This is a genomic window from Microcoleus sp. PH2017_05_CCC_O_A (assembly GCF_020738785.1).
In the GTDB taxonomy this organism is placed as follows: Bacteria; Cyanobacteriota; Cyanobacteriia; order Cyanobacteriales; family Microcoleaceae; genus Microcoleus.
In genome coordinates, this window is sequence record NZ_JAEQCB010000050.1 from 25,120 (window position 1) to 43,829 (window position 18,710).

Annotated in this window: 19 protein-coding genes; 12 read left to right on the forward strand and 7 right to left on the reverse strand. The window is 45.4% G+C overall.

Going from position 1 to position 18,710, the window contains the following annotated elements:
• The first annotated feature begins 25 nt into the window (after positions 1-25).
• The 7 genes from JGK20_RS13320 to JGK20_RS13350 all read left to right on the forward strand — a co-directional run bounded on the left by JGK20_RS13320 (position 26) and on the right by JGK20_RS13350 (position 6,556).
• A complete protein-coding gene (locus tag JGK20_RS13320; protein ID WP_293176366.1) occupies positions 26-559 on the forward strand; it encodes a dihydrofolate reductase family protein in 534 nt (177 codons plus the stop codon).
• Between the two features lie 1,114 nt (positions 560-1,673).
• On the forward strand, positions 1,674-2,783 hold the full coding sequence (locus JGK20_RS13325) for a phosphotransferase (protein ID WP_293176368.1): 1,110 nt from the start codon (positions 1,674-1,676) through the stop codon (positions 2,781-2,783).
• Between the two features lie 108 nt (positions 2,784-2,891).
• Positions 2,892-3,314: a hypothetical protein gene (locus JGK20_RS13330; protein WP_293176370.1), complete on the forward strand. Its 423-nt coding sequence runs from the start codon at positions 2,892-2,894 to the stop codon at positions 3,312-3,314.
• Between the two features lie 245 nt (positions 3,315-3,559).
• The gene (locus tag JGK20_RS13335; protein WP_293176372.1) at positions 3,560-4,417 is read left to right on the forward strand and encodes a hypothetical protein; all 858 of its coding nucleotides are present in this window, start codon (positions 3,560-3,562) and stop codon (positions 4,415-4,417) included.
• Positions 4,418-4,568: 151 nt separating this feature from the next.
• Positions 4,569-4,763, forward strand: coding sequence for a hypothetical protein (locus JGK20_RS13340; protein WP_293224007.1), 195 nt, complete (start codon positions 4,569-4,571; stop codon positions 4,761-4,763).
• Positions 4,764-4,883: 120 nt separating this feature from the next.
• Positions 4,884-5,966 carry a transposase gene (locus JGK20_RS13345; RefSeq protein ID WP_293176376.1) on the forward strand — a complete coding sequence of 361 codons (1,083 nt, stop codon included), beginning with the start codon at positions 4,884-4,886 and terminating at the stop codon, positions 5,964-5,966.
• A gap of 188 nt (positions 5,967-6,154) precedes the next feature.
• Positions 6,155-6,556 carry a GNAT family N-acetyltransferase gene (locus tag JGK20_RS13350; RefSeq protein ID WP_293176534.1) on the forward strand — a complete coding sequence of 134 codons (402 nt, stop codon included), beginning with the start codon at positions 6,155-6,157 and terminating at the stop codon, positions 6,554-6,556.
• Between the two features lie 236 nt (positions 6,557-6,792).
• Here JGK20_RS13350 and JGK20_RS13355 read toward each other — a convergent pair whose 3' ends face one another.
• Genes JGK20_RS13355 through JGK20_RS13365 form a run of 3 tightly spaced genes read right to left on the reverse strand, consistent with a single transcriptional unit; the run spans position 6,793 to position 7,944 of the window.
• Positions 6,793-7,524, reverse strand: a complete 732-nt coding sequence (locus tag JGK20_RS13355) for a WecB/TagA/CpsF family glycosyltransferase (RefSeq protein WP_293216902.1) — start codon at positions 7,522-7,524, stop codon at positions 6,793-6,795.
• 36 nt (positions 7,525-7,560) lie between these two features.
• Positions 7,561-7,791 carry a hypothetical protein gene (locus tag JGK20_RS13360; protein ID WP_293190301.1) on the reverse strand — a complete coding sequence of 77 codons (231 nt, stop codon included), beginning with the start codon at positions 7,789-7,791 and terminating at the stop codon, positions 7,561-7,563.
• Between the two features lie 15 nt (positions 7,792-7,806).
• The gene (locus JGK20_RS13365; protein ID WP_293190302.1) at positions 7,807-7,944 is read right to left on the reverse strand and encodes a hypothetical protein; all 138 of its coding nucleotides are present in this window, start codon (positions 7,942-7,944) and stop codon (positions 7,807-7,809) included.
• A gap of 111 nt (positions 7,945-8,055) precedes the next feature.
• Here JGK20_RS13365 and JGK20_RS13370 point away from each other — a divergent pair, with 111 nt between their 5' ends.
• Positions 8,056-11,265, forward strand: coding sequence for a glycoside hydrolase family 15 protein (locus JGK20_RS13370; RefSeq protein ID WP_293176382.1), 3,210 nt, complete (start codon positions 8,056-8,058; stop codon positions 11,263-11,265).
• Positions 11,266-11,369: 104 nt separating this feature from the next.
• Here the strand turns inward: JGK20_RS13370 and hisB are convergent, their stop codons facing one another.
• Both hisB and fabI read right to left on the reverse strand, forming a co-directional pair.
• Complete coding sequence (gene hisB / locus JGK20_RS13375) at positions 11,370-12,032, reverse strand: imidazoleglycerol-phosphate dehydratase HisB (RefSeq protein ID WP_325314964.1); 663 nt, start codon at positions 12,030-12,032, stop codon at positions 11,370-11,372.
• A gap of 147 nt (positions 12,033-12,179) precedes the next feature.
• A complete protein-coding gene (fabI, locus tag JGK20_RS13380) occupies positions 12,180-12,956 on the reverse strand; it encodes an enoyl-ACP reductase FabI (RefSeq protein ID WP_293130545.1) in 777 nt (258 codons plus the stop codon).
• A gap of 317 nt (positions 12,957-13,273) precedes the next feature.
• On the opposite strand from fabI, the gene ntcA reads away from it, so the two are divergent.
• The 4 genes from ntcA (at position 13,274) to ruvX (ending at position 17,977) form a co-directional block, all read left to right on the forward strand.
• Complete coding sequence (gene ntcA, locus JGK20_RS13385; protein ID WP_293145473.1) at positions 13,274-13,939, forward strand: global nitrogen regulator NtcA; 666 nt, start codon at positions 13,274-13,276, stop codon at positions 13,937-13,939.
• A 77-nt stretch (positions 13,940-14,016) separates the two neighbouring features.
• Positions 14,017-15,690: a DUF3084 domain-containing protein gene (locus JGK20_RS13390; RefSeq protein WP_293230765.1), complete on the forward strand. Its 1,674-nt coding sequence runs from the start codon at positions 14,017-14,019 to the stop codon at positions 15,688-15,690.
• A 334-nt stretch (positions 15,691-16,024) separates the two neighbouring features.
• The gene (locus JGK20_RS13395) at positions 16,025-17,146 is read left to right on the forward strand and encodes a formylglycine-generating enzyme family protein (protein WP_366038885.1); all 1,122 of its coding nucleotides are present in this window, start codon (positions 16,025-16,027) and stop codon (positions 17,144-17,146) included.
• 438 nt (positions 17,147-17,584) lie between these two features.
• Positions 17,585-17,977: a Holliday junction resolvase RuvX gene (gene ruvX / locus JGK20_RS13400; RefSeq protein WP_293190310.1), complete on the forward strand. Its 393-nt coding sequence runs from the start codon at positions 17,585-17,587 to the stop codon at positions 17,975-17,977.
• 100 nt (positions 17,978-18,077) lie between these two features.
• Here ruvX and JGK20_RS34520 read toward each other — a convergent pair whose 3' ends face one another.
• Together JGK20_RS34520 and JGK20_RS13405 are read right to left on the reverse strand one after the other, a co-directional pair.
• On the reverse strand, positions 18,078-18,305 hold the full coding sequence (locus JGK20_RS34520; RefSeq protein ID WP_366038887.1) for a hypothetical protein: 228 nt from the start codon (positions 18,303-18,305) through the stop codon (positions 18,078-18,080).
• The gene (locus tag JGK20_RS13405) at positions 18,274-18,678 is read right to left on the reverse strand and encodes a hypothetical protein (RefSeq protein ID WP_366038889.1); all 405 of its coding nucleotides are present in this window, start codon (positions 18,676-18,678) and stop codon (positions 18,274-18,276) included. Before JGK20_RS13405 ends, JGK20_RS34520 begins: the two co-directional genes overlap by 32 nt.
• Between the last annotated feature and the right edge of the window lie 32 nt (positions 18,679-18,710).

The following is an 18,710-nucleotide window of genomic DNA, read 5'->3' on the forward strand; positions in this document are numbered from 1 at the left end:
ATCGCCCTGGAAAGGAGGTTAGTGAATGACAAAAATCGTACTTTATATTGCAACCAGTCTGGACGGTTATATTGCTCGTAAAGACGGCAGTATTGATTGGCTTACAGCTTTTGAGACGGACGAAACTGACCACGGGTATGGTGAGTTTTATCGATCGATCGATGGATTGGCGATGGGACGCAAAACCTACGAACAGGTGTTGAGCTTTGGCGAGTGGCCCCATCCCGGCAAGCCATCCTACGTTTTTACCCAGCAAAGCCGATCGCCCGATCGCGATGATGTGTTATTTACCTCCGCAACGCCCGATCGATTTCTGCACGAAATGGAGTTGCAAGGACTCAAACGAATTTGGCTAGTTGGAGGTGCAGAATTAATCGCCTCATTCCTCCAATGTCAACTGATTGATGAATATATTCTGTCGATCGCACCTATCATGTTAGGCGAAGGAATTCCCTTATTCTTGCCATCTCCCATGGAGATGAAATTAAAGTTAATAGAAGTACAGAAGTATCCGACCGAGTTAGTTCAAGTAAGATACACCAAATATAAAAGTAAATAAAAAATACAGACAAAGGAAGCTTTCACATGAGCAAAGTTCGCATTTAATTCTGCTGAGGAATCAGTACAGGTTTTATTTATCGAGTGATGTCTAGCTTTAAAATGATTAGAGGCGTACCAATTGCATCGGGATAGCGACGGTTAACAACAACTTTGAATGCCAACTCAATTTGAGTCTGAGGAAAGTTTTGTGAAACCCATGCTGGCGAAAAATTGTATTAAGCAGACGATGGCGACAGTCCTAATAATGAATGTAATTGTTGGCAATCCGTTTCAGCAACAAACAATCTCAGATGTACCAGATAGGAATCTCCTCAGAATACAGTCTTATCGTCAGTCAGTTTTCCTGTTCTTGAATTAGTACAGGTCAAGGGAATTTTCAAGGTCAAAATTCATTCTTTATTGTAGAATATCTTTGAGCAAACTCCACAGCAGCAATCGGGTGGGCTCAAAGCCTCTGTCCACAACCAGAAGTTTGATGAAAGCCGACGAACTCCCGCGATTGCTATCAGTCAAGCCCCTCTCTATCCCAGGGCTGATTTATTCTAATATCAATTTACGATTTAAATCTGGACAAAGCTTTTAGTAGCAAGGAAAACAGGAGTTTTTAATAATTTGCTAAGCCTGCTACAGAAAGATCTACCCAACGCCTCATAACATAAGGGTTAGAGAGATTGGAAAATTTTAGAAGGAATCAGCCCTGCTCTCTATCCCAATCTCCTGCTGCTTCAAAAGCAGAGTTTGCCTAATATCGATAGGGACTGTTGACATTTGGTAAAATCCCCATGTATTGTTAACGGAAAATTAGTACCCCGTGAGGACGGTGATTATATCTATTCAGGCGATCGTCTCAATTGAGACTGATTACCAGGAATATTTGGTGAGGTCAGACAGGAAAATGTCAGTGATGCAACCGCATCAAAATCTCGCAATCGAATCGGATTTGCAGCGGTATGGTTAACGGCTTGAAAACACTCAGGCTGTTATGAGTTTCCTTGGGCGCTGCCCTACAGCTTGCTTGGAACAATTGAGATCAATGGTAATGGCGCCGACAAAGTTATTGTCAAACGTGCTCTGAGTATGAAGGCACTAGCTTTGAGTTCTAGGAATACAGAATGGTCAACTCAATCGCATTTTCAGGGGTGAAGGGTACGGTTGTCAAAGTTGTTTTCCAGGAATGTAAATTCGTTGAGGATTTTATGCCAAACTCTACTTTGAAATCATCGATCCCAGAAGCAAAACTCGAAGCAGTTGAAACAGCAATTCAAACTGCTTTTAATACCAGAAATGTCGAAAGTATCCAGCTTCTAACTGGAGGGTTCTCCTCAGCGCTGGTTTATAAAATTACCGTGAATGGTAAAGCTTATGTATTAAGGCTGATTATGCAGATCGATCCGCTCAGCGATCCCGTTCGGCAATATGCTTGCATGAATTTGGCCGCAGAAGCTGGCATTTCACCACAGGTTTATTATTTCAGCACGGAAGATGCTTTAGCAATTACCGACTTTATCGAAGCTGTACCTTTGTCGAAATATGTTGGCTCGCGAGATGATTTGCTGGCAGAATTCGCAAAAATGATTGAATCGATTCATGCTACCTCGCTTTTTCCAAAATTCGTGAATTTCATGGATGGCATTGACGGTTTTATTCAGGAGTTTAAGGCTTCAAAAGTATTGCCAGAAACTGCAACAGCAGAAGTTTTCAAATATTACTCAGAAATCCAGATGGTTTATCCGCGTCACGATCGCGATTTAGTCTCAAGTCACAACGATTTGAACCCACACAATATTCTTTTTGATGGCAATAAATTCTGGGTTATTGATTGGGAGGGAGCCTTTGGGAGCGATCGCTATGTGGATTTGGCGATCCTTGCCAATAGCTTTGTCACCACCGAAAAGCAGGAAAACATCTATCTAAAGGCATACTTCGGTGACGCACTGGATGACTGCAAGCGCGATCGCTTGTTCCTGATGCAGCAAGTTTGTCACATTTTCTACGCGCTACCGTTTATGAAGTTTGCTGCGGCGTTGCGTCCCCCCAATTTCGTCCATGACAGCAGCATGGATACGCCTGGTTACAGACAATTTTGCTGGCAACTTGGGGCTGGTGAAGTTTCGCTTAATTCCTATGAAGGAAAACTATTGTTTGGAAAAGTCTTGTTGAACGAGGCTTTGCACAATATGAAAACAGCGCGATTTGTAAGAGCGATCGAGCAAATGGCATAATAAGATATGATGTTCGCAACCTAACTCTGTGAATTCAGATTCCATCTCTTGAGAGCAAAACAGTTCCATAGATCGCGATTAAGGGGTAGCACATTGATTTCCACAGCAATGCAAAATCAAGAAATCACAGATTTTGGAATCAAACTGATTGCAACGGTGAATGGGATTGCAGCCTTACTGCACTTGGGTTTCTGGATATTTGCTTTCCTGCGGCTGCCCCGTCCATCGGTTGTCGAGACAGAAGCAGAACGTGTTGACCTAATCGTGACTTACGGGTTGGGAGTTGCGGATCTTTTATGGTCTGTACCTCTGTTGATTGTGGGTTGTTTTTGGCTTTACAATGGCAGGGAAATTGGTTGGCTAGCGGCACAAATGGCAAACGTGCTTTATTGGTACTCTTTTACGTTCATTCTGATCCGCGAACTGAATGCTAAGTCTATTCGTTTTGGCACCCTGCTATTTTCGCCGTTTGCGATGTTCTCACTGTGGGCGGCCTGGTATCTATGGCAGGTTCGCACCATGTTTTATTAACCAGAAAATAGATTAGATTAATAGTGCAGAAAAAGTTCTAGCTGGATGATTCTGAAGCAAAACTACTGGTTGGAAAAGTCTTGTTGAACGAGGCTTTGCACAATATGAAAACAGCGCGATTTGTAAGAGCGATCGAGCAAATGGCTCGATAAAATCTACGCTTTAGTCATGACATTCAGGGAAATTGCCTGCGTTTAGTAAGCGGGATAGTTAGATATAAATTCCACCTTTTTGCCGATCGTTGAATGAAACATACCGCAATTGATATGCCGCGCATTCCCACCGCGCCGAGTTCAATTCAGAAGGGAGTTCCTCTGAAGCATCTGCTTGGGTCAGAAGCAGTTGATTGTTTGGCACACAATATCTTGCTCGCGTACCCGCAATTTGATGAAAAATCGTTTCGTCAGGTTGCGTTAGATGGATTGGATTCGCTTGAACTTATGGAACGCGGCCGACATCTGGCATTAGCACTCCGTCAATGTTTGCCTGATAAATATGCGACAGCTATTGAGATACTTGTGGCTTCTTTGACACCGCCACTAACTCAAACAGATGGACTCAAACTAGCAGTATTTTTTTATCTTCCTCATATTTGTTTCATTGCTAAGTATGGTATAGAACTAAAAGATAATGATGGACAAGATCCGTTTGAAATATCCATGCTTGCCCAATACGAACTTACCAAACGGTTTAGTGCGGAGTTTTCCATACGACCGTTTCTAATTCAACAACAATATCGCACCCTTTCGCAACTGCTTGATTGGACATCGGATCCAGACCCCCATGTCCGTCGTCTTTGTTCTGAAGGTACGCGATCCAGACTTCCTTGGGGAACGCGAATCCCCGCTTTCATCGCCAACCCAGCCCCCGTATTCCCAATCCTTGATGCCCTGAAGGACGATCGCAGCCTTTACGTGCGTCGCAGTGTCGCCAACAATCTGGGCGATATTGCCAAAGACCACCCCGAACAGGTATTTGCAATTTGCGATCGTTGGCTAAACGGTGCCTCTAATGAAGTCAAATGGCTCATCCGCCATGCTCTTCGGTACCCAGCAAAAAAAGGAAATAAAACCGCTCTCCAACTTAGAGTCGCAGCTAAATAACGAAAATCACTTTAATAAACCTCTCCTAAAAAGATTCTGGAGGCCTTGCTATATGACGATTTTAAAATACAATAAAAATAAAAGTGTTTTTGTTGCGTAAGTCATATTTGAATTAAATTTCCAATCAAATATCGATCGAGAAGGCAGAACCATGATTGAGACGACTAATCTGCAACTACTCCCCGTCGAACGGATACACATCAAGGCTTTTTTGAGCAGTAAAAGCGAGCTGGCAGAACTTTTGCAAGTCACAGTACCTAATAACTGGCCGCAGTTCCCTCACCGAAAACGAGCGGGAAGCCCCGGGCTACCGACATGGGGAGGAACGCGGCTGCGACTTATTTAGTCGCCTACATCTTTTTTGAGAATAAATCTTTTCATAGTCGCCTACAAAATGTTTTTTATTGGCAAAATCCCACCTTAAATAAGATTGCTATGCTAATCTAATAATCAGGAGGAAATAGAAATGTTTGGATGTCAACAAAATCTCATTAGTCCCGATAATAATCTCAAAGCAATTCTAGAATTCCTGTGCAGTGAGTCATCAAAATTGACGAATTGCGGAATTTATTATGCTCGACAGATGTACTTCAAGACTGGTAAAATACCGACGAGGGCAGAGTTACACAAAGTGTTAGGCACGGAGAATCAAAATCTGCATTACAAGGCATTCTATTCGGACACGGCACAGCAGATTTTAACTACTGTCGCCGAGTCTTTTAAATCCTATATTGGACTTCTAGAAGGCATCAAAAAAGGGACGGTAACTCAAAGACCTAGATTACCTAATTATCGACAAGGTGGTCTAGCTTTGGTGACTTATACAGGTCGCTCCGTTCGACTTAAAGACGGACTTTTGAGATTTCCGCTGGGTACTAAAGTTAAAGCCTGGTTCGGATTGGATGCTTTTTATCTACCTTGGCCTACAAACTTAGACGACAAAGCAATCAGAGAATATCGAATCCTACCTAGAAACGGCTGCTTCTATTTGGAATTAGTCTACAAAACGGCAGATATCCAAGCAGATGTAGACCCATCTAAAGCTTTGATGATCGACCACGGAATGAACAACTGGCTAACTTGTGTTAGTAATATAGGAACTAGCTTGATCGTTGATGGGTTACATTTGAAGTCGCTCAATCAAGGATACAATAAGCGTGTTGCTTTTTTGATGTCAGGGAAGGCAAATGGTTATTGGTCAAAACGACTGGCGCGTTTGACAGAAAATCGCAATCGGACGATGCGAGATGCTATTAATAAAGCAGCTCGAAAAGTGATAAATCATTGCTTAAGCAACAATCTTGGTACTGTTATATTTGGTTGGAATGCTGGCATGAAGAATGCTATTAATCTTGGCTCTCAAACCAATCAGAATTTTGTGCAAATTCCGACGGGTAGACTCAAGAATAGAATTGCTAAACTGTGTGAAGAATACGGGATTAAGTTTGTAGAAACGGAAGAGTCGTATACTTCCAAGGCTTCATTTATTGACCTTGATTTGCTACCTAAATTCTGCGAAAAACTTTCGTGGGTGGCAACCTTGTGGTAAACGAGTTAAGCGCGGATTGTATCGTACTCTTGAAGGTTTGTTGATTAATGCAGACTGCAATGGGGCAGCGAATATTGGTCGAAAAGTAGCGGCAACCTTGGGGATAAGTCTCAAGGGAGTCAGTAGAGGTGCTTTGATAACGCCTTTGAAAGTCCCTTTGTGGTCTTAGTCAAGAATCCCCCTGATTCATCAGTGGGGAGTATCAAGCATTTTCCCTCCCTGAGGATGAATCCTTACCGCTTTCTAATGGTTGGAATGGATATTTGTTTATTCACCCGCAACAGGCAGTGCTTGTGGGTAATGGAGGTTTCAAAGGTGAACCAAATGAGTCGGGCATTGTAGAAATTGGTTATGAAATAGCTGCCGAATACTGGAATCGCGGATTGGCAACTGAGGCAGTACAGGGGCTAATTGACTATGCTTTCGATCGCGAGGAAGTGCGAGCAGTCAACGCTCATACTCTGGGTGAAGCTAATGCTTCCAATCGGGTACTACAGAAGGTGGGGATGCGGTTTGTGTCCGATGTTGTTCATTCTCAATTAGGTACAATCTGGCTCTGGCAGATCGATCGAGATTCTGCCAATCGTTGATGGAATTGATGAGGATTTTTGTAGCAAGGTCAACAGGTGCGATCGATCGCCCGCAATGACTCGCCAGTTGTTTCGAGCATCCGCTTTAACACTCGCTACATCACCTGTGCTTCATCATCATGTAGAATATGCTGAATCTGTCAAATAAATTAACCACAATTATTGTAGAGACGGGTTCGCGGGCGATCGCAAATATCAGCAATAACACCCGCAAACCGGATTTGATTGGGAACTTTCTAAGCTCGCAAATCGCCTAAAGCTTTCAAGGCAAATTGTGGCAAAGCCAACATCCTGCGCCAGCGCCAAGGTTCTTGATAAAGCCGGTACAACCATTCTAAATGATTGTCGCAAAACCACGCCGGTGCGCGGTCTTTTGTTCCAGCCCAAATATCAAAACTGCCGCCAACTCCCACCCAAATTGACTGCGGACAAAGGTGGCGGTGTTCGGCAATCCAAAACTCTTGGCGCGGCACTCCTAAGCCGACAAAAATAATTTTTGGCTGTATTTGTTTGAGGCTTTCACAGAATTCTGTTTCTTCCTCAGCAGAAAGATAGCCGTGTTGAGCAGAAATAGACAATCGATTAACTTTTTGCTGCCAACTTTCCGCCGCCTTCGCCGTGACTCCGGGCGCACCTCCAAAGAAAAATATTGGTTCGGAATTCGGCAATTTTCCGGCCTGTTGCAGCAGCGATTCTGCTAGTTCAATCCCCGGAAACCGCTGTGCCGATTTGCCGCGCATTCGCAAATACAGCACTACTCCAGAACCGTCGGGTATCACGAGCTCGGCAGAGCGAATTACATCGGCTAAAGCCGGGTTTTGTTCGGCTTGCATTGCCATTTCAGCATTCAGCGTCACGACGTGAGTCCCTAACCCTTGATGCAGGCGCTCTATCAGCCAACCTGCATAATCGTCTAATATGTGAACTGGTAGTCCCAGGACTGAGAATTGCAGGCGCGATCGATCCATATTTCTTTACTTTGAGATTCCTACATACCTAGTTGTTTAAATTAGCTTAGTTTGGCGATCGCCGCACTTGCCACTTCTGGACGCCAAAAATCCGGTTGGTGCCGAAAATAGGGGAAAATTAAGGGTGAGAGCTTTTCTCTGAGTGCGATCGCACTTTTGCTTGCTGGTATAGCGGTTCTCTCGCTTGCTGTGAGGTACCCGCCAGTTAATTACCAATGCCCCAAATGCCCAATCTAAAATATAAAATCTAAAATCTAAAATTTCCACCTGTGCGATCGCCTCTTAGCGTTCCATTTTCTTGACAGAGCCGTCAGCGTACCATTCCATCGGCACGAGTTCAATTTTACCATTAATTTTCACTGTAGAGTAGACAATCTTTACGAAAGCAACGCTGTTGTTATTGTTGTTGCGGCTAGACATGGCAATTACCTTGTTATGTTTGCAAAACTTGAGAAATGATAGAAACTCTGATATATTTAAAAGTCTATTCATCGCAAATGAGCTCGCATCAGGAAAACTAAGGAAAACGAAATGGCGATCGCAACAACCCAGCGGCAAACCCGGTTAGATTATTACTACCAGCAAATCAAAAACGTCATCCTCAAACGCCAGAACCCAATAACCGGTTTGCTGCCGGCGAGTACGGCTGTTAACGCCCACGGCGACTACACCGATGCCTGGGTGCGCGATAACGTGTACAGCATTTTGGCAGTGTGGGGTTTGGGTTTAGCTTACCGCAAAATTGATGGCGATCGCGGCAGAACATTTGAACTCGAACACAGCACAGTCAAACTAATGCGCGGCTTGATGTTTGCGATGATGCAGCAAGCAAACAAAGTCGAACGTTTTAAAAATACTCAATTGCCCCTAGATGCCCTGCACGCCAAATACAATACTCAAACCGGAAACATTGTTGTCGGCGATGACGAGTGGGGACATTTGCAGTTAGATGCTACCTCTATCTTTTTGTTAATTCTTGCTCAAATGACGGCTTCGGGATTGCATATAGTTTTTACAATCGATGAAGTCAATTTCGTCCAAAATTTAGTTTACTACATTGGCAGAGCTTACCGCACTCCCGATTACGGAATTTGGGAAAGAGGTCATAAAATTAATCGCGGCAATGCCGAATTAAATGCCAGTTCTGTTGGCATGGCAAAAGCAGCGCTGGAAGCAATCAATGGATTGGATTTGTTTGGAGTTAACGGTTCTCAAGCATCGGTAATTCACGTTTTGCCGGATGAAATTGCCAGAAGCCGCATCACTTTAGAATCGCTTTTGCCTCGCGAATCTAGTTCAAAAGAAGTAGATGCTGCTTTATTGAGCGTGATTAGTTTTCCTGCTTTTGCTGTGGAAGACAAAGAATTAGTAGCACGGACTCGCAATAAAATTATTGACAAATTACAGGGAAATTACGGCTGCAAGCGGTTTCTGCGGGACGGACACCAAACAGTTTTAGAAGATGCCGATCGCCTGCATTACGAACCGACAGAATTAAAGCAGTTCGATAGTATAGAATGCGAGTGGCCGCTATTTTTCACTTATCTGCTCTTGGACGGCATATTTGAGGGAAACCAAGCCCAAGTCGAAGAGTACCAGGAGCGTTTGGCATCTCTGGCAGTCGATCGCGCTGGTTTACCTTTACTACCAGAATTGTACTATGTCCCTGCCGTAAATATAGAAGCCGAAAAATTAAATCCCCGCAGCCAGCAGCGCTTACCCAACGAAAATGTTCCCCTAGTTTGGGCGCAAAGTTTATATTTTCTCGGTCAATTGCTGAACGAGAAATTAATTGCAGTGGGCGATATCGACCCGCTAGGAAGGCATCTGTCAGTCGGCCAGCAAAGAGAACCTTTAGTGCAAATTGCCCTGTTAGCTGAAGACGAAGATTTGCAAGCAGAACTAGCCGCTAACGGCATTGCAGCCCAAACGCCCAAGCAAGTAGCACCCATTCAAGTCCGCCAGACTAAGGAATTATCCGCTATTTACGCGGAGATTGGACGCAACGATCCGCTAGGCTTAACCGGCCGCCCCGTGCGCCGTTTGCGGAGTTTGACGACTTCCCGGGTGTTCAAAATTCGCGGAGAGGCGATCGTATTTCTCCCCTCATTTTTGGACAGAGAAGAATTTTACCTAACCCTAGACTACCATTTTCTAGTATCTAAAATCCAAAGTGAAATCGCTCACATTCACCGCCACTGGTATCAGTTAGGACGCCCCACAGTAACGCTGATGTTAACTCATGCGATGCTGGAAACCGGCCGGGAAGCATTGTTAGACTTGATGAAAGAACTCCGGGACGGACACTGCAAAAACACGCCAGTTAAACTCGGGAATCTCAACCAGTTAATGCTGACTGCGGGTACGGAAAGAATTGATTTCATGCACGATTTTGAATTCACCGAATCTCCGGTAACAGGTGCAATAGAAACCCGCAGCTATCTCGGTTACAATCCCGAAAAAACTTGGCCTTTGGGTCACACGCAAGAATTCAAACTAGAGTGCGAAACTAATACTAAATTGCTGCTCGCTAGCCTGCGCGGTTCAGAGAACTTGTACGAACAAATAGAGCTGCTGCACACATTGATTCGACTAAAAGGACTAAATTTCGATACAGGATTTGGAGGCGCCGAAGCAACAGTAAAAGTTGTGGATTTGCTCAACGAAGTTTATACAAAAGCTGGAGAAAGTTCGCAGTCAAAAATCCAATGGGCAGTCATCCGCCATGCTGCTGGATTGCTGGACAAGGTTGATATCAGCTTGTCGGATGCGGTGACAGACATTTTGGTCAGGCAAAAACAAATTGCTGTGGGGAAAGCCTACAGCGAAGATTCGGTGATTTCGCGGCCTGGTTCTTACATGGAAGTGATGGACAAAATCCGCCAATTCTGCGGAGAAGATGTTCGCGATCGAGTTCTCACCCAAGAAGTTATTATCTATCTCAGCGTCCTAATTAAAGCCGAACCGCAGTTATTTAAAGGTCTGCTGACACTGAGAGTTAGCTACTTTATTTTGTTGTTGACCAGCGAATTAGCCCGCGAATTGGGAGTTACGCAAAACGAAGCTTACGAACATTTAATGCAGCTAAGTCCCTTTGAAATCAAAAATCGCCTGCGCCAAGTGTTGACAGAATACGAGGAAATGAATCAAATCCTCAAAGAGCAAGAATCTCTGCGCGTCAAACAGCCGGAAAAAGATATTGAATGGGTAGTCGCGCCTGTTTTTGAAGAACCACAAATGCCTGCGGGAGGATGGCGCCGGAAGCGGCAAATGGAAGGTGCAGTCAATCGCGTGCCCAAGGATTTTTATCCGAGTGTTTGGGGATTACTGCGGCACTGTAAAGGCTTGATTATTGGCGACAAATTAGAGCGCCGAAATCGCTTGGACAGCGATGTTATTTTATCGGAAATGACCCCGGGCGAAAAGAATTTTGCGCTGCAAATCGAGCATTTGCTGAACAAGATTGTGGCACCGGAATATCGACAAGTAAATATTGAGGCGCTGATGGAGTTGGCTGCGATCGCCCAGCGGAATCCAGAATTGAAAGTAGAAGAATACATTGTTTTAGATGTATTAGTCGGTCACGCGGTGCGGCTGAATTGGCAAGGAAAACACCCGGAAAGAGCGGACAGGTATGATGAAGATAAGGCGGCGGCGTGGCAAGGTTTTTACAATACTTCGCCCTACGTTTGTGCGAGTCACGTCCTCGATGCTTTCCGATTCTTGACGACGTTTGGATAGGTAGTAGGGTGTTGTGAATTTAAATTGCATATTCGGGGTGGTGCTGCGAAGCCCACCCCACTAATTGTTTGATTGTTTTTTGGGACGCAGTTACTACCCCTAAACTACAAAACTCCTTTAGAGCTCGGAATCCGACTGGCGCGCCGAGGATCGATCGCCACCGCCATCCGCAGAGCCCGCGCAAATGCCTTAAACGCGGCTTCGACAATGTGATGAGAATTCCCGCCCTGCAACTGTCTGACGTGCAGTGTCATTTGAGTGTGGTTCACCACCGCAGCAAAAAACTCTCTCACTAACTCGGTGTCGTAACTACCGATGCGCTGGGTGGGAATTTCCAAGTTGTAACTTAAATGAGGCCTTCCCGAAAAATCTAGCACTACTTCAATTAATGCTTCATCCAGCGGGGCGATGAAGTGTCCGAAACGAGAAATGCCCGATCGATCTCCGACAGCTTTTGCTAGGGTTTGACCTAAGGTAATGCCCACATCTTCGTTCGTGTGATGGTCGTCGATCGCCAAATCGCCGATCGCCTGCACGTCCAAATCAATCAATCCGTGAGAAGAAATCTGCTGCAACATATGGTCTAAAAACGGAATTCCTGTAGACGCCTTGCAAGTTCCCGAACCGTCGAGATTGAGGCTGACAGTGACATCCGTTTCGAGTGTTGTGCGCTTCACCAAGGCGGCCCTGGCGATCGTGTTACTAGAAATTGGAGGAGGTACAGGCGGGCGATCGATTATTTCCATAATTCGCAATTGGTCATTCATTAGAATTAATTAGTAATTTGGGATTAACACTTTTGTAGCGAACAAAAGACAGTTATTGACAGTTGACTGTTTGCAAATCTTGCTGTCAACTGTCTAAAAACTTCGCTGTCAACTGTCAACTGTCAACTGTCAACTGTTTAAAAGCTGTTACATTCCCATGATTTCGTAACCAGCATCGACATACAAAACTTGACCCGTAATCCCGCTAGATAGATTGCTGCACAGAAAAGCCGCAGCATTTCCCACTTCCTGCTGAGTTACCGTCCGCCGCAGCGGTGCCACTTCCTCAACGTGGTGGATCATGTCCAGAATGCCGCCAACTGCTGACGAAGCCAGAGTCCGAATCGGGCCTGAAGAAATGGCATTTACCCGAATATTTAACGGGCCGAGTTCCGCCGCCAGATACCGAACATTCATTTCCAAAGCAGCCTTAGCAATTCCCATGACATTATAATTAGGAACTACCCGCACACCGCCCAAATAAGTTAGCGTGATAATACTGCCGCCTTCGGCCATCAGCGGTTTAGCAGCAGCACAAAGCCGCACCAGCGAGTAAGCGCTAATATCCAAAGCATTGGAGAAGCCTTGACGCGAGGTGTTGCTGAAATCTCCGGAAAGTTCGTCTTTGCCGGCAAAAGCCAGACAGTGAACTAGGACATCTAACTTGCCCCATTTGTCGGCGATCGTTTTAAAAGTAGACTCGATTTCGCTTTCGTCTTGGACATTGCAGGGCAGATACAGACTGGGATTGAGCGGTTCCACGAGTTCAGCGACTTTGCGCTCGTGCTTGCCTTTTTCGTCCTTCAAATAAGTTATGCCGAGATTAGCCCCAGCTTTGTGGAGCTGCTGGGCGATGCCCCAGGCGATCGAGCGATTGTTGGCAATGCCCGTAACAAGAGCATTTTTTCCGGTCAAATCTATCATCTGTATTTTTTTAAGAAGCAACTAGCACCGTTCTCATTGGCTGTATGCGACAACCCCGCCAGTTTAGACACAACCGATTCAGATTTAACTGATTCAGACACAATTGAGACACAATTGATATTAATTTTGCTGTGGAGCTAGATGGGGCGGAATTGAAAAAGTTAAGAGAAGGGCTAGATTTAATCATACAGCGTGTGCTTACCTTAACATTAGATGACAGTAACAGAATCCCTAGAGATTGGAGGTTGGGCAGTATATTTACTCAATAAGGTTAATCGACAAGTTACAAAGTATTGATTAGTACAAAGGATCTCGTCGTGACACATGATAGACCGCTAGCAGCCGTGTTCCGCCAAATCAGTGGCGGGGCGTTTCCGCCCATTGTCGAAAACTTTGAACGGGGCAAGACAATTTTTTTCCCTGGAGATCCGGCTGAGCGCGTCTACGTTCTCATTAAAGGCGCTGTGAAGCTCTCCAGGGTGTACGAAGCAGGGGAAGAAATTACAGTCGCCCTCCTGCGCGAAAACAGCGTATTTGGGGTGCTGTCTCTGATTACGGGACACAGATCGGATAGGTTTTACCACGCGGTAGCCTTTACACCGGTGGAATTGATCTCGCTGCCGATCGAACAAGTGGAGAAAGCGCTCAAGGAAGACCCGGAATTGTCGATGGTGATGCTTCGGGGACTGTCATCTCGGATTTTGCAAACCGAGATGATGATCGAAACGCTGGCACACCGAGATATGGGTTCGAGACTCGTCAGCTTTTTGCTGATTCTATGCCGGGATTTTGGGGTGCCGAGTACGGATGGGATTACGATTGATTTGAAGCTGTCCCATCAGGCGATCGCCGAGGCGATCGGCTCGACGCGGGTAACTGTGACTCGTTTGCTGGGGGATCTCAGACAAGAAACAATGATCTCGATCCACAAGAAAAAGATCACAGTTCACAATCCGGTGGCCTTAAGCCAGCAATTCACTTGATGCCGAGAAATTATACGATTTTGGATTTTGGATTCTTTCTTCAATCCAAAATCCACAATCTAAAATAAGAAATCGGAATGACTGCTGGATACATCTTAATATTTGTAATGTTAGTGTTGGGCGGCGTGATCGCTACTGTTAGCGATCGCCTTGGGACGAAAGTCGGCAAGGCCAGATTGAGTTTGTTCAAACTGCGCCCCCGCGATACCGCTGTTGTAGTGACAGTGATGGCCGGCAGCATCCTGTCAGCCATTACTCTGGGCATTTTATTTGCTACCAGCAAGCCGCTGCGAACCGGAGTTTTTAGCATAGACGAGATTCAAAAAAGACTCAACAACGCCCGCAGAGAAATCAAACAAGCCACTCAAGAGAAAAATCGAGTTGAAACTGAATTAGCTCAAGCTTTGGCGGCTCAATCCCAAGCTAAAGCCAATTTAGAGCAAATTAATCAATCGCTCCAAGCAGCTAATGCCGAGCAAGCTAAGACGCAAACAAAATTAAATTCGCTGCGGGCCCAACTTAACAGCGTGCAAGCAGCCAAGTCTAAAACTGAACAGCAGTTAAGTCAGGTAGAAGCGGCTAAATCGCAAACGGAAGAACAGCTTGCTACTGTGGAAGCGGCTAAATCTCAGACAGAAGAACAATTGAAATTGGTGGAAACGGCGCGATCGACTACCAGAGTTCAGCTCGATCGCACTGAGAATCAATTGAAGACTGTTTCAGGGCAAAAAACGACTTTGAGCTCGGAAATCGCCCAACTGCAAGCGGAACGCCAACAGTTAATCGAGCAGCGAGAGCAGGTTAAAACTCAAATTGCTCAGCGGGACAAGGAAATTGCCCAGCGAGAGGCAGAAATTACAAAACGAAATGTGGCAATTGTCGATCGCAACAAGCTAATTGCTGAGCGAGACAAGGAAATTGCCCAGCGTGCGGAAAATCTCGCCCAGCGCGATCGCATAATTGTCGAGAGGGACAAGGTAATTGCCGAGAGGGAAGCACTTTTAGAAACCCTGGGACAGCAACAAGCTCAACTCGAACAGCAACAAACTTTATTGCAGCAGCAAATGCAAGTTTTGGAACGCGATTTTCAAGCCATCCGCGAGGGTACAGTTGCGATCAGGCGCGGTCAAATTTTAGCTGCTGGCGTGGTTCGCATCCAGGAAGCGGGTACGGAAAGGCGCGCGATCGATCGACTGTTGCAAGAAGCAAATAAAACCACCGTCGAACTGATGCAGCCGGAAAATAATAAGGTTAGAGAGCAGGTTATTCAAATTACTAAAGCGGAAATCGATCAATTAATCAGTCAGATCAAAGACGGTAAAGACTACGTGGTGCGGATTGTAGCCGGCGCTAATTACCTGCGACAAGAAAAGGTAATTAAGGTATTTGCAGAAGCCGAAATCAATCGAGTGGTGTTCCGCGCTGGAGATGTGATTGCAGGGGTTGCTGTCGATCCCGTAGCTTTACCTGACGAACAGGTGCGACAACAGTTGCAGCAATTGATTGAAGCTTGTCAATTTCGCGCTCGGTTAATTGGTGTTGTCGGCGGTAGAGTCCAAGTTGCGGACAATCGGATTGAAACTTTGGGCGGTTTTGTCGATCGACTACAGCAGTACGATAAACCATTGGAGGTTCGGGCGATCGCCGCGGATGTCACTTACATCGCCGGGCCGCTGAAAATAGATTTAGTTGCTCTGTCAAACGGAGTCGTGGTTTTCCGCACCGGACAACAAGAGATCTATCGAATTTGATGAAATATTTTGGGCGATCGAACCACAATTTTGCTTGACTTTTTCGCAGGCTTGACATATCATTAAATAATGGGAATCCGTGCGGCCATATATAGCAATCGTAGGGTGTGTCGCCACCAAAAATCTGGAAGCACCACCAACAATCTCACAGCGACGCACCATACCCAATTAGTAAGGTGCGCCACCACCAAAAATCTGGAAGCACCACCAATAATCTAACAGCAACGCACCGCACCGCTAAGAGGGCAAAGAGAGAAAATAAGAATCGAACCCTGAGATATTGGCATCACAAAACAAAATTTTGCTCAATTAAAATGCAGGAGCGTGCGGTGTAATGTCAGAGAATAAAAATGAACCCAGAGAATACGATGCTGTCCGTGGCGGTCAAAATTCAATTCCTGTCAATGCTGCCGTACTCGGAGGCATTCCCGGCGTTAAAAGCCGCTTAGCCTCACCCATTATCGAAGTGAGAATCGCCGCCCTCTCCGAAGCACTCAAATATGGAGAAGCTGGTTTAGATGTGATAATTCAAGCATTGCACGATGAATCGATGCAGGTGAAATTGGCTGCCTATTCACTCCTGAAATATAGAGATGACTTAAAGATTAAACCTCCGTTTCAAGACTATCTCCCTACATTTGAATTTGATGTCATCACAGTCGATGCTGAAGGAACAGAAAACAGTCGCAGAAAGTCCTTTGCTCACTACTTCCCTGAAGACTTAGGTGATGGAGTTGTACTCGACATGGTTTACATTCCTGGCGGCACATTTATGATGGGTTCGCCAGCAACAGAGTCACCTAGGAATGAAAGAGAAGGTCCGCAGCATCAAGTAACAGTACCGGCTTTTTATGCAGGAAAATACCCCATCACCCAAGCACAGTACGAAGCAGTGATGGGAAATAATCCATCGTACTTTAAAGGTGAAAAACGTCCTGTAGAACAAGTAAGCTGGAATAAGGCTGTAGAATTATGCTGGAAACTTTATGAAAAAACAGGCAAGAATTATCGCTTGCTTTCTGAAGCAGAATGGGAATACGCCTGTCGCGGAGGGACTGCAACACCTTTCTATTTTGGCGAGACAATTACCACGAATTTAGTTAATTATGACGGGCGTTATTCCTTTGGTGGTGCACCGAGGGGACCTTACCGCGAACAAACAATTGATGTGGGGAGTTTTCCTCCCAATGCCTTTGGACTTTATGATATGCACGGTCAGGTTGGCGAATGGTGCAGCGATAAGGAACACGATAACTATGACGGCGCACCGACTGACGGAAGTTTTTGGAAAACTGGAACAAATGATTACCGTGTGGTGCGTGGAGGTTCGTGGAACTACCATGCGCTCTATTGCCGTGCTGCCTACCGCTGCTACATCTCGGGCCGCGGGCACGGGGACGGGGGTTTTCGGGTAGCGGTAGCTTTGGCTGTCCCTTCCTCCCTGTCTTGTGTGTGAGGACTCTTTTCTACTCTTTAGCCCTTTAGCTTTTTTCCCTGTTTCCTCTTTACCCTCTTGCGCGCGCTTTAATTTTTTTTTGCACTCATCTTTGCACGCGATTCAAAATAGTAGGGTGCGTCGCCATCTGCAATTTGCAAATCAAATCGACAATCTCACAGCGACGCACCGCCTGCACAAGGGTGAAAGAAACCCGGTTTTTGCGCGGGGAGTCAAAGAAACCGAGTTTTTTCGATAAATTAAAACGGGAAAGCAAAGATTGTGACAAAAACCCGGTTTCTGATTTTAGGCATTATATGGCCGGCAAAATAAGTGCGATCGCCCGCAAAGATTTAGAGACATTCAGAAATGCAAGTATCAGATTAGATATAGGTTGGCGATGGGTTTCCTCGACTACAACAGCGCAACTACAAACTTAATAACACAGGACTCATAAATATGATTTTAGGTTTCGATCCGGGGAAAGACAAGTGCGGCATCGCCGTGATGGGTAGAGATAAGAACATCTGCTACCATCAAGTAGTGCTGTCCGACGAAGCAATATCTACCATTCAATCACTGTGCAAACAGTTTCCCATTGAGTTATTAGTCATGGGAGACCAAACAACTTCCAAAAGTTGGAAACAAAAACTGACGCAGAGTTTGTCGCCCTTTATAAAAATTGTGCAGATTGACGAGAGGTTCAGCAGTCTAGAAGCGAAGGATCGTTACTGGGAAATGTACCCTGCGACGGGAATTTCTCGCTTGATTCCCCAGGGAATGCGGACTCCGCCGCGGCCTGTAGATGATATTGTGGCGATCGTCCTAATTGAAAGATATTTAAACAGTTGACAGTTGACAGTTGACAGTTGACAGCGAGGTTTTTAAGCAAGTTCTAAAAACTTTGGGTTTAGTGCGAAATCCTATTTTTTACTGAATAAGTGAAATCTAGCTAAGTCTGTTGAACCATCCACACCAAGAATCCTAAAATGGTTTCCACGGGAAGCAGCGGATAATCGGTAAGATCGATCGCCACTGTGGTTCCTGAAAGCTTGAGAAAACGCCATTGAGTGCCGCTGCTGATACAACCGTAGATAGTTGCGATCGGGTGTTCTGCTGCTTCGTTAAAGCGCTGTGCTGCTACCATTTCAGCAATACATTGACCGATCCCTTCGTTCAAATCGGCTTTTTTTTGCTTCCACAACTACGATCGCGGGCGCTTCAACGGTAAGCTGTTCGGGCGATCGGCTAATTAAAAAATCGACGTATCCGGTGAGATCGCAACTGGGGTCAACATTGAATTCCCGTCCCGAAAATAAACTGATTTGGCGGTTCATCAAGCGCCGGACTTCTTGCAAAACTGGGTAGACAAGGGCTTCCGATCTCGCTTTTTCGGAACCAACTGCGATCGTCCAAGGCAAATCTTCTAATTCGCTAGTCAATCTCGGACTGGGATTAATTGATTCCACCTCAGGAAAAAACCGAGTTCCCTCCACGATAGTTAACTGAAAGTCTTTTTTAGCTTTAGTAATTGTGAATTGACTGTAAGGCATAATGTGCGATCGCTCTTTATGAAATTGAAAAT